Origin of the sequence: Lactobacillus apis, from assembly GCF_002837055.1 — a bacterium.
GTDB classification, from domain to species: Bacteria; Bacillota; Bacilli; order Lactobacillales; family Lactobacillaceae; genus Lactobacillus; species Lactobacillus apis.
Window position 1 is genome coordinate 23,066 of the sequence record NZ_PDKP01000009.1, and the last position, 10,199, is coordinate 33,264.

Genomic DNA, 10,199 nt, shown 5'->3' on the forward strand with positions numbered 1-10,199 from the left:
TGACTTCTTTGCTTTTTTACAGCGTGCTTCAATAATTGTTGGCAAGCTAGTATTAATGAATTAGAGGAAAAAAAGCAATGTTAGAGAAGCTTAAAAGAGAAGTTTATGAAGCAAATATGCAGTTACCCAAATTAAATTTGGTCACTTTTACTTGGGGAAATGTCTCAGGAATAGATCGAGATAGTGGATTATTCGTTATTAAGCCATCTGGTGTCAGCTATGAAGAACTAAAGCCAGATGATCTTGTGGTAGTTGATTTAAATGGACAAGTTGTTGAAGGAGAAATGAATCCGTCTAGTGATACGCCAACACATACAATTCTTTATCGCGAATTTCCTAAGTGTGGCGGAATAGTTCACACTCATTCTCCTTGGGCTGTTTCTTTTGCTGCAGCACAGATGGATATTCCAGCAATGAATACGACTCATGCCGATACTTTCTACACCGCAATTCCAGCAGCTGAGGCTCTAAGTAAGGAAGAAATAGAATCAGATTATGAAGGTAACACGGGACGAGCTATCGTACGCACTTTTAAAGATCGTGGACTCGACTATGAGGCAACACCTGGTTCACTTGTTAGCCAGCATGGTCCATTTTGCTGGGGTAAAACGCCTAAAGAGGCGGTTTATAACGCTAAGGTTTTAGAAGTAATAGCTGAAGAAGACTACCATACTTTACAATTAACAAGGAAGAATTCTGAATTACCGCAATTTTTACTTGATAAACACTACTATCGAAAACATGGTCAAACAGCTTACTACGGCCAAAATAATGCTAAGTCTAAGGAATATAGCAAAGCGAACCACAAGATTAGCTAGTTCAGTACTTGCACTGGTATTTTGTGTTAGCGGTTACTTATATAGTATTAACATAAATGCTTAAATGAAAAAGTAAACAAAAAGTAAAGGGGGTGGCTAGATGAATTTATTAAGTCCTCAGTTGGTTTTTGCACAAGTTGATTTTAATAGTGCAGATGAAATTATTCATTTTTTAGCAGAACAGTTAAAAAAAGAAAACAAAGTCAAAGATACGTTTGAACAAGCAGTCAAAAGCCGCGAAGCAGTCCATCCTACTGGATTGCCTAGTGGTGAAATTGCGGTTGCGATACCACATACTGACGTTCAGTATGTAAACGCGCCTGCAATTACATTTGCGACCTTAAGTCATCCAATAATTTTTCATAATATGGCTGTTACAGAGCAAACTTTGAATGTACAGATTGTCGTAATGCTTGCTTTAAAGAATCCACACAGTCAGGTGGAGATGCTTCAGAAGCTAATGGCTTTATTTCAAGATCAGGAATTATTAAGCAAATTGATGCAAATATCAAGTGATGAAGATCTTTATAAAGCTGTTTCTAAACATATACAATAAAAAAGTTTGGAGGAAAATTTATGAAACCGGTAATTGATTTCATTATGTATATTGTTGGCTTAGGTCCAACTGTTTTAATTCCAATCATCATGTTGATTTTTGGATTGTGTGTTAGGGTTCCATTTACTAAAGCATTACGTGGCGGATTAATGGTAGGTATTGGCTTTATCGGTCTGAATGCTACAGTTTCGATTTTGACTGACGTAATGAATCCTGCAATTAAGAATATGATTCAGGTTATGCACTTGAACTTACAGGTAATTGATGTTGGCTGGCCTTCAGCATCTGCTATTGCATATGGTACTGCCGTTGGAGTAAGTATGATTCCATTAGGAATTGCCATTAATATTTTGATGCTTATTACCAGAACAACTTCAACTATTGATGTTGATATCTGGGACTTCTGGCACTTTGCTTTTAGTGGTTCACTTGTTTATGCTCTAACTAAAGACATCATTCTTAGTCTGTTTTTAGCTAGTGTAAACATGATTGTTATCATGGTAATTGCTGATAGAACAGCCCCACTTTCAGAGAAATACTTGGGTCTACCAGGAATCTCAATCCCACACGGTTATGCAGGATCATTTGTTCCAATTGCAATCGTATTTAACTGGATTATTGATAAGATACCTGGAATTAACAAGATTCACATGGATGCAAAAGACTTTAACAAGAAATTTGGTTCTTGGGGTGAACCAACTCTACTAGGTTTTGCAATTGGTATTATTATCGGTATTTTAGCTTATGGCTTTATACCAGGGATGACAATTGCCACAAAGCTTGGGAAAATAATGCTTATGGGTGTTACTTTATCTGCGGTAATGATTATTACGCCAAAGATGGCTGCATTACTTTTGCAAGGAGTAGTACCAGTCTCAGATGCCATTCAAACTTTTATCCAAAAGAAATTCGCTGGAAAAAGAAAAATTTATATTGGAATGGATACCGCAGTAGGTATTGGTAGTCCAGTAGTTTTAGCTTGTGCTACATTAATGATTCCAGTTGCTTTGCTTTTTGCATTTATTTTGCCAGGTAATCAATTTTTGCCAACAATTGGTTTGGTTGGATTCGTCTTCATGTTCCCACTAATCGTTTCGGTTACTCATGGTGACTTTTTCAGATCATTCATTATTGGTGCGATAAATGTTGTTATCGGTTTATGGATTGGTACTAATTTAGCACCTTTAATTACTAAATGTGCTCGCGCAGCTCATTTTGCAATTCCAAAAGGCTCATCACTTATTTCAAGCATCGACTATGGCTCAAACCCATTCCCATGGTTAATTGTACAAATTGCACCATATAAGATTTTTGCTTATGCAATTGGTCTCATTTTAATTATTGGTTTATGTTGGTGGAACAGAACAAAAATAGTTGCTTCAGAAAAGCAAGATAATGCTGCAACAGACAGTAAAGAATAGAAATTAAGGAGAATAATCATGAAAAAAATTTTAGTCGCATGTGGTGCAGGTGTTGTTACCAGCACATCAGCTATGAACAAATTACAAGAAGAATTAGCTAAACGTGGAATTTCTGAAGATAAGTATACTCTGGGCCAATCATCAGTTGCCCAAGTAGAATCTTTGGCTCCAGAGTACGATTTAGTTATCACAACAACTCAATATGATAATGATGCTATCAAGGTACCTGTTATTAATGGTTTGCCACTTTTGACAAATATTGGAATTGATAGCGTAATTGATGAAGTAATTGATAAATTAGATCTTTAGTTTGAAACTATGTACTAAATAAAAAGGGTGATTAAGCGTGGTAGCATTTAACTCTACAGAGGTAATCAAAGCCCAAAATTTGCTTAATTATTTGACAAAAGCATCTGGTTTTGTGAGCTTAAAGGAAATACTCGAAACTTTTAATATTTCTCGTCGAACTGCATTTAATTGGCTAAATTCAACGAATAAAATATTACGCGAAAACAATTTAGATGAGATTGTCAATATCCCTAACTATGGGTACAAAATTACTGATCGAACAAAAAGAGAATTGAATTCTAATCATGAGATTATAAAGTCAGTCAACCAATCAAGTATGAGCTCAACTGACCGGAGAACAACGATCATCTTGCTTTTGATGAGTGAAAGCAAGGACGTTTCAATTAATAAATTGTCTACTAGATTTAAATGCTCACGAAATACTATTATTAAAGATTTTAAAGCCATTAATGATCTTTTCCCTAATTTGAAAATAGTGAGTTCTAGGTTGGGGCATAAAATTGCAAGCGATGAAGCCTCAATCCGAATAACAATGTACGAGCTTTTACTACATCAAAATAAGGTTGCACATACATTTATTAAAAATTTAGATTATTCAATGACCGAAACTCAGCAAGCAGTAGTCAATATTCAGAGAAAGCTCCATATAAGCTTTTCAGGAAATTCCATTCAACAGTTAACGTATTTATTGGTTTTTACGCAGTGGCGGATAGCAAATAAAAAGTTAATTAATGACAGTTCAAATTTACAATGGATTGCTGATAATACTGATAATGTTTTAGCAACGTGTGAAGAGTTACTTAACTTTTTGACGAAGCAGAAAATAGAAGCTGCTGAGGTGGTTTTTATTAGTAAAATAGTTCTCTGTTCTCAAGCAACCGAAGTTGATTGTGTTAATAAAAATTTGTATAGAGACTTAGATAATATTGCTCAAGAAATAATTTTTCGCTATGAGCAGCTAACTGAACAACAAATTTCCTATAATTTGTTTACTAAAGTTCTACGTAATCATTTATATGCTACTTTTTTCCGTGTCAAATTCGATATTCCATATACGTCTAGTGAGGTAGACGAAATTAAAAAGCAGTATCCTGAGCTAATCAAATTTACAGCTATTGCTTGTGCTCCCCTCGAGCAATATTTGAATAAAAAATTACCAGACTCAGAAATTGCATTAATTTGTCTTTATTTTGGATCAGTAAATGCAAAAGGTTACCAAGACTTTTCGAATGTTGATAAGTTGAAAAGAGCATCACTTGCTGAAGTTTTAGTAGTGTGTTCAAGTGGAATTGGGACTTCGGCCATGCTATACCAGAAACTTAGCAAAATGTATCCATTAATTAAGTTTTCTTTACCGCTTGAAATAAAAGATCTGTGTGAAATATTTAAGCATAACTATCAAGCTAGATTAATTATTAGTACCGCAATTTTGCCCAGCTCAAAATATCCGATTCCTGTGGTCAACGTTAAAGCAGTACTAACTAAAAGTGATCAGAATCTTGTTGAAAAGTACTTGCAAAAAGAGATGCCAAATAAAATTGGGCACAATACAAGTGCTGTTAACAATTTAGTGTCAATTATAAATGAATATGCAGATGTTAAAGACGAAAAAGGGCTAAGACTAAGTTTAGATCGTTTTATATCACCTGAAGCGAAACAAGGCGATAAGCGCGACTTACCCTCCTTAATGAGTTTGTTACCAGAAAGACGCATTAAACTCATTCACAATGATGGTAGTTTGAATTGGAAAGACGTTCTACAAACGGGATGCAAGCTGCTAGAAAAAGATCAGGTGATTGATAATCATTATTTTGAAAAAATAGTTAAACTAATCGATCAATATGGCCCGTATATGCTGATTTCCGAAAATATTTTTTTAGCCCACGCGGCTCCAAGTGAAAGCAATAAAAATATAGGGCTATCTTTAATAGCTTTAGATCAAGAAATAGAAATTGCTTCACGTAATCAACATGTACTCGTGACTTGTATATTTGTGCTATCACCTGGCCTTAAAAGAGAACATGAAAAAGCTCTAGAACAGCTTATCGATATCGTTAGAAATAAAAATAATGTTTCATGTCTAGTTAATGCTAAATCGTCTAAAGAGATACGAAGATTTTTACTTTCTTTTTGTTAAGCTATCTATAAGCATAATTAAAAGCTTGGTGCTTCAAGTGTGAATCAATTTTTTGCAATATATAAGTTAGGCTACTTCGTCAGTAGCCTTAGTTTTTAACTCTGGTTATTTAACCAAGAGCATAGGCAAGTAAGAACTAGTAGCGCTATTTTAAACGTTTAAACAAAAAAGTAAAATTAACTTATTTTTCTACTTGGCACAAAAGAAAATAAGAGTATAATTTAACTCATTAAGGTACCTAACTAAATTTCAAAAATTGAGAGGATCTGTAAAAATGACACAAGCTTTGAGTTATCAGACTGACGAAAAAGTGCAAAAAAATAGATGGTGGATCTTAGTGGCAGTCGGTTTGTTTACCTTCATGTCAACTCTAGATGGAACGATTGTTAATATCGCTTTACCAGTTATTAGTAAAAATTTGAACATTTCGATGAGTCAGTCCGAATGGGTTGTTTCATTATATTTAATTGTTGTTTGTAGTTTTATTCTATTCTTCGGTAAATTGAGTGATCTTCACGGAAAAATTAAAATCTTCCGTCTAGGTGCCATCTTCTTTATTGCTGGTTCACTTTTATCAGGATTTAGAGTCAATTTGGTATTTTTATTAGTTTCACGTGCGATTCAGGCTTTTGGTGCCGCAATGACAATGGCAACCAATAATGGAATTATCACTGAAATTTTTCCATCAACTGAACGCGGGAAAGCTTTAGGAACAATTGGTTCATTTGTTGCCTTAGGCTCAATTGCTGGTCCTGGTTTGGGTGGCTTGATTTTGAGTCGCCTGTCATGGTCATACATTTTCTGGTTGAATGTTCCTGTTGGCATTATTGCTGCAATTATTGGCGCAATTTTCCTGCCAAAAGATATTACTTTTACCAATGCAGCATTGGACAAGAATGGCTCATTTGGCTTTGCATTAGGGATGATTACTTTATTCGGTGGTGTCTTCTTAGGCCAACAATTAGGTTTTACTTCTGTACCAGTTCTAGCAATGTTAATAATTGGGCTAATTAGTTTCATTTGGTTTGTCTATACTGAAAATCATACAACCAATCCATTATTACAATTCAATTTGTTCAAGAATCCAGACTTTTCAGTTAGTTTGTTGTGTGCATTGTTAATTTTTATTACAAACTTTTTCTTTAATGTGGTAACGCCATTCTATTTAGAAAATGCGTTACACTTGGCACCAAGTCAAGCTGGTATTATCTTAATGATTTTACCTGTAGTTCAATTATTTGCTGCTCCAGTTGCGGGTACACTTTCAGATAAAATTGGACCAAAATTGATTACTTTTATTGGACTAGTATTACTATTAGTTAGTCAAATTGGTTACTCACTATGCAATCTGCACTCATCAATCTGGCTATTTATTATCAGTATTGCAATTATGGGACTGGGTAGTGGTATTTTCAGTTCACCAAATAACTCTTTAGTAATGAGCTCAGTAGAACAGAAGGATCTTGGTGTTGCCGGAAGTATTAACTCGCTTTCACGTAACCTCGGAATGGTAATTGGTATTTCAAGTGCAACGACAATCTTGTTTGCGGCAATGAGCCATGCAAAGGGAGCACGTGTGACCGAATACCTACCTAAGCAACCAGAAATTTTTATTTATGGTATGCATGTTGTATTTATTATTTCAATGATCATCTGTTTAATAACTGTTGTTCTAAGTGGCTGGCGTCTATTTAAAAAAGACGAAAAAACGGCTAAATAGTCTATTATTAAAATAAAACTAAAAAACGTTATTGCATTATTAGCAATAACGTTTTTCTTTGTACATTAAGCAAAAAAAACTGTGAAAGCTTTATTTATCAACATTCTAATTGAGAAAAATAGCCAATACAAAACAAAGGAGTAAATAAAAATTTCATAATTTTTTCTTATTTCGCTGTTTTTGGGTATATGATGGTATTAAAGGAAAAGCTATGAACTATAACTAAACGATAGGGAGGTTGGGTAAATGGATCATCGAATTGTTACGTATCCAGCAATTTTTAAGCCACTAGAAAATGATGTATATGTGATTCACTTTCCAGATATCAAAGGTGGTATCACAGAAGGTGAAGGTCTTCGAGAAGCGATGAAGATGGCTGCTGATACTTTGGCAAGCAGACTGTACAATAAAGCGGATTTGCCGAAATGCAGTAAAGCAAGTGAAATAGAGCTTCCTGATGATGGATCCTTTGTTGCACCAGTTTCCGCAGATTTGACAGAGGCATCCCATGATCGGATGAATTACGAGATATAACAAAAAAGCACCCCAGTTGCTTGAGGTGCTCTTTCTTATTAACTTGTTCCAAAAACTAATTATATTCTCGGGAACAATAGTATTATAGTATATTATAACGAGATTTGCTAATAATTTAGGCTGATTTTTTTAAAAAAATCAGTTGATAAAGGTGGTTGAGCGCTTGCAGTAAAAGCTTAACCGACCTTTTTAATATAACTGATATTAGTTTTGTAGTATAATCCTTGCACATTGAATTTCTCAGTTAAACTTAGCTAAAAGCGGGATTCTAAGCTCGAATTGACATTAGTGTTAGTTACATGCTATTTTCTATAAGGGAGAAAGTTTGGAGTAAGCTATGCAAACAATAGAAAGTTCTATTTTGCGTGCTGCTGTCGATGAAAAGGATGCAAAGTTAGTTAATTTTGTATCTCAACATGATCAAATTGATTATTTCAAAGATGGCGACATGCAAAAGAAATTAGGAGTTACCTTTTTAGGGGACGGCCAGGGTGAAAATTGGGCGAAGCTCTTGCCTTGGACAGTTGTAGATAAAGGAGACTCGCGGGTCAGTTTGGCCTTAATTGATGATAGTGAAAGCTATAAAAAGTTTCCGTATCATTTTGAAGTGATCTTAACCTATATTCTGGAAGGTAACCGGATCGACATTAAGTATTATCTCAAAAATAATTCACATAAAGAAATGCCTTTCACAGTGATGTTCACATTGCCGATTATTGAGGGCTGGGTTAAAAATAGAAATGTGAATGAGATTGAGTTAAGTAATGATGAAGTTAAATTAAAACTTGCCTCATCAAGTTTTGACTTAGATGTTAAAGACCAGCAAGTTGTTGCTTTACTTGATAAAGCGACACTTGAAGGTGATAGTGATGAGGAATTCACGCTAACTTTGACATTAAGCTAGATAATTAATGATTTTAATAAGATAATATAGACAAACCGCAGATGGTTTGTTTTTTTGTTATAATGTATTCATTGTATTTAAATTAGGTAAGTAAGAGAATATGGATCACAATCATAATCATCCGGACAAGAGTCGGGTAGAAATACATGTAAAAGATTACAACAAAAAGAAGAAATTGATAGCATGGCTATGTGGATTTATTTTTCTCATAGCCGCTGGTGTTGCTGCATACTCGTCTTACGTTTATTTTAAAACGAAGAATGCGGTAGACAATACCTATGATAATAATACGCATGTTCAAGTAAAAAACGGCGAATTTAATGGTAAGAAAAAGTTTGCCGTCTTACTAATGGGTACCGATACTGGAGCACTTGACCGTAAGGAAAAGATTGGCAATACTGATACGCTTATCATTGCAGTTGTTAATCCACAAAAAAAGCGCTACTCACTAGTGTCTGTTCCCCGCGATACAATGGCGCAAATGGTTGGTGCTGAGCAGTTCCAAGTCGAAAAAATCAATGCTGCCTATCCAATAGGTGGTGCTAAGATGGCAATGGACAGTGTCTCTGAACTTGTTAACGTACCAATTAAATATTATGCCCTAGTTAATATGAAAGGTATCATGCGTCTTATTCGCTATGTAGGTGGAATAAATGTCAGACCTACACTTAGTTTTGAATATGGTGGTTATGTTTTCAAGAAAGGACAGCTGACTCATATGGGTGGCGGCGGTGCCCTTGCATATTCACGGATGCGCTACGACGATCCTGAGGGTGACTATGGCCGTCAGGAACGGCAAAGACAGGTCATTACGACGCTTATTAAAAAGGCCGTTTCATTAAACACATTGACACAGCTTGATTCGGTTCTAACTTCAATTTCTGGCAATGTTAAAACTAATTTACCATTTGATTCATTGAAGGAGATTGCCTTTAATTACCGCAGCTCGACTAAGAATGTTAAAAATGACTATCTTCACGGGCATAACGCAATGGTTGATGGTGCATCTTATCAAGTTCAGTCAACTGAAGAGCTTCAACGAATTTCTGACTATCTTCGGGCTGAATTAGGCTTAAGTCCCAAAAAGGTTGATAATAATGAAACTTACCAAAACAAGCGAAATAAGGAACACGGCTTTGATTTCACTGATCTTGCAACGCAGGACTATAATATCTTTAGTGATTATGAAGGACAATAATAAAAGAAGGTGACGATTAATGACGAGACTGCTTGTCGTTTTAATCGGCTATGCATTCGGATGTATTTTATTTGCCATGCTAGTGGGTCGTTTCTGGCTACATCAAGACCCGACTAAAGTTGGATCTGGGAACCCAGGAACCGCCAACGTTGGTGCCGTTTTTGGTAAAAAATGGGGTATAATTACTTGCATTGGTGATATTTTTAAAACACTAATTTGCTTACTACTTGTACACTATTTTTTAGGAAAAAAGGTAATGTTGACCTATGCAGGTTTAGGACTAATTTTAGGACACTGTTTTCCTTTTTGGGATCATTTTCGAGGTGGCAAAGGAGTAACAGTTGCTGTCATTTTAGCGGCTATTTATGATGTTAAAGCTGCGGCAGTAACGCTTTTAATTGCACTTATTTTGACTATTATTCTTAAGAACTTAACGGTTCCGCCGTTAGTTTTTATTTTATTATTTAGTCTATACGAATTGACTCAACTCAGGGAAGCTGGCATTGTATTATTAATTATTACCTTGATCATGACTTTTAAATTTAGATATGATTTACGGGACTTTTTTACTGGAAAAGGGAAAAAAGTAGATATTTTATACT

Annotated in this window: 10 protein-coding genes; all 10 read left to right on the forward strand. The window is 35.1% G+C overall.

Annotation, left to right across the window (positions count from 1 at the left end; genetic code table 11):
- The first annotated feature begins 77 nt into the window (after positions 1-77).
- Complete coding sequence (locus tag CRG87_RS06150; protein ID WP_074425852.1) at positions 78-818, forward strand: L-ribulose-5-phosphate 4-epimerase; 741 nt, start codon at positions 78-80, stop codon at positions 816-818.
- Between the two features lie 100 nt (positions 819-918).
- Positions 919-1,374 (forward strand): PTS sugar transporter subunit IIA, encoded by a 456-nt coding sequence (locus CRG87_RS06155; RefSeq protein WP_074425851.1) that lies wholly within the window; start codon positions 919-921, stop codon positions 1,372-1,374.
- A gap of 20 nt (positions 1,375-1,394) precedes the next feature.
- Positions 1,395-2,795, forward strand: a complete 1,401-nt coding sequence (locus tag CRG87_RS06160) for a PTS galactitol transporter subunit IIC (RefSeq protein WP_074425850.1) — start codon at positions 1,395-1,397, stop codon at positions 2,793-2,795.
- An 18-nt stretch (positions 2,796-2,813) separates the two neighbouring features.
- Complete coding sequence (locus CRG87_RS06165; protein WP_074425849.1) at positions 2,814-3,104, forward strand: PTS sugar transporter subunit IIB; 291 nt, start codon at positions 2,814-2,816, stop codon at positions 3,102-3,104.
- Between the two features lie 37 nt (positions 3,105-3,141).
- Positions 3,142-5,241: a BglG family transcription antiterminator gene (locus CRG87_RS06170; protein WP_074425848.1), complete on the forward strand. Its 2,100-nt coding sequence runs from the start codon at positions 3,142-3,144 to the stop codon at positions 5,239-5,241.
- A gap of 274 nt (positions 5,242-5,515) precedes the next feature.
- Complete coding sequence (locus tag CRG87_RS06175; RefSeq protein ID WP_074425847.1) at positions 5,516-6,961, forward strand: MFS transporter; 1,446 nt, start codon at positions 5,516-5,518, stop codon at positions 6,959-6,961.
- 246 nt (positions 6,962-7,207) lie between these two features.
- Positions 7,208-7,495, forward strand: a complete 288-nt coding sequence (locus CRG87_RS06180; RefSeq protein ID WP_046307762.1) for a type II toxin-antitoxin system HicB family antitoxin — start codon at positions 7,208-7,210, stop codon at positions 7,493-7,495.
- A 337-nt stretch (positions 7,496-7,832) separates the two neighbouring features.
- On the forward strand, positions 7,833-8,399 hold the full coding sequence (locus CRG87_RS06185; RefSeq protein ID WP_074425846.1) for an aldose epimerase family protein: 567 nt from the start codon (positions 7,833-7,835) through the stop codon (positions 8,397-8,399).
- Between the two features lie 100 nt (positions 8,400-8,499).
- Complete coding sequence (locus tag CRG87_RS06190; protein WP_074425845.1) at positions 8,500-9,597, forward strand: LCP family glycopolymer transferase; 1,098 nt, start codon at positions 8,500-8,502, stop codon at positions 9,595-9,597.
- A 19-nt stretch (positions 9,598-9,616) separates the two neighbouring features.
- Positions 9,617-10,199: glycerol-3-phosphate acyltransferase (locus CRG87_RS06195; protein WP_101138702.1), on the forward strand; the 583-nt coding region annotated here is incomplete at its 3' end.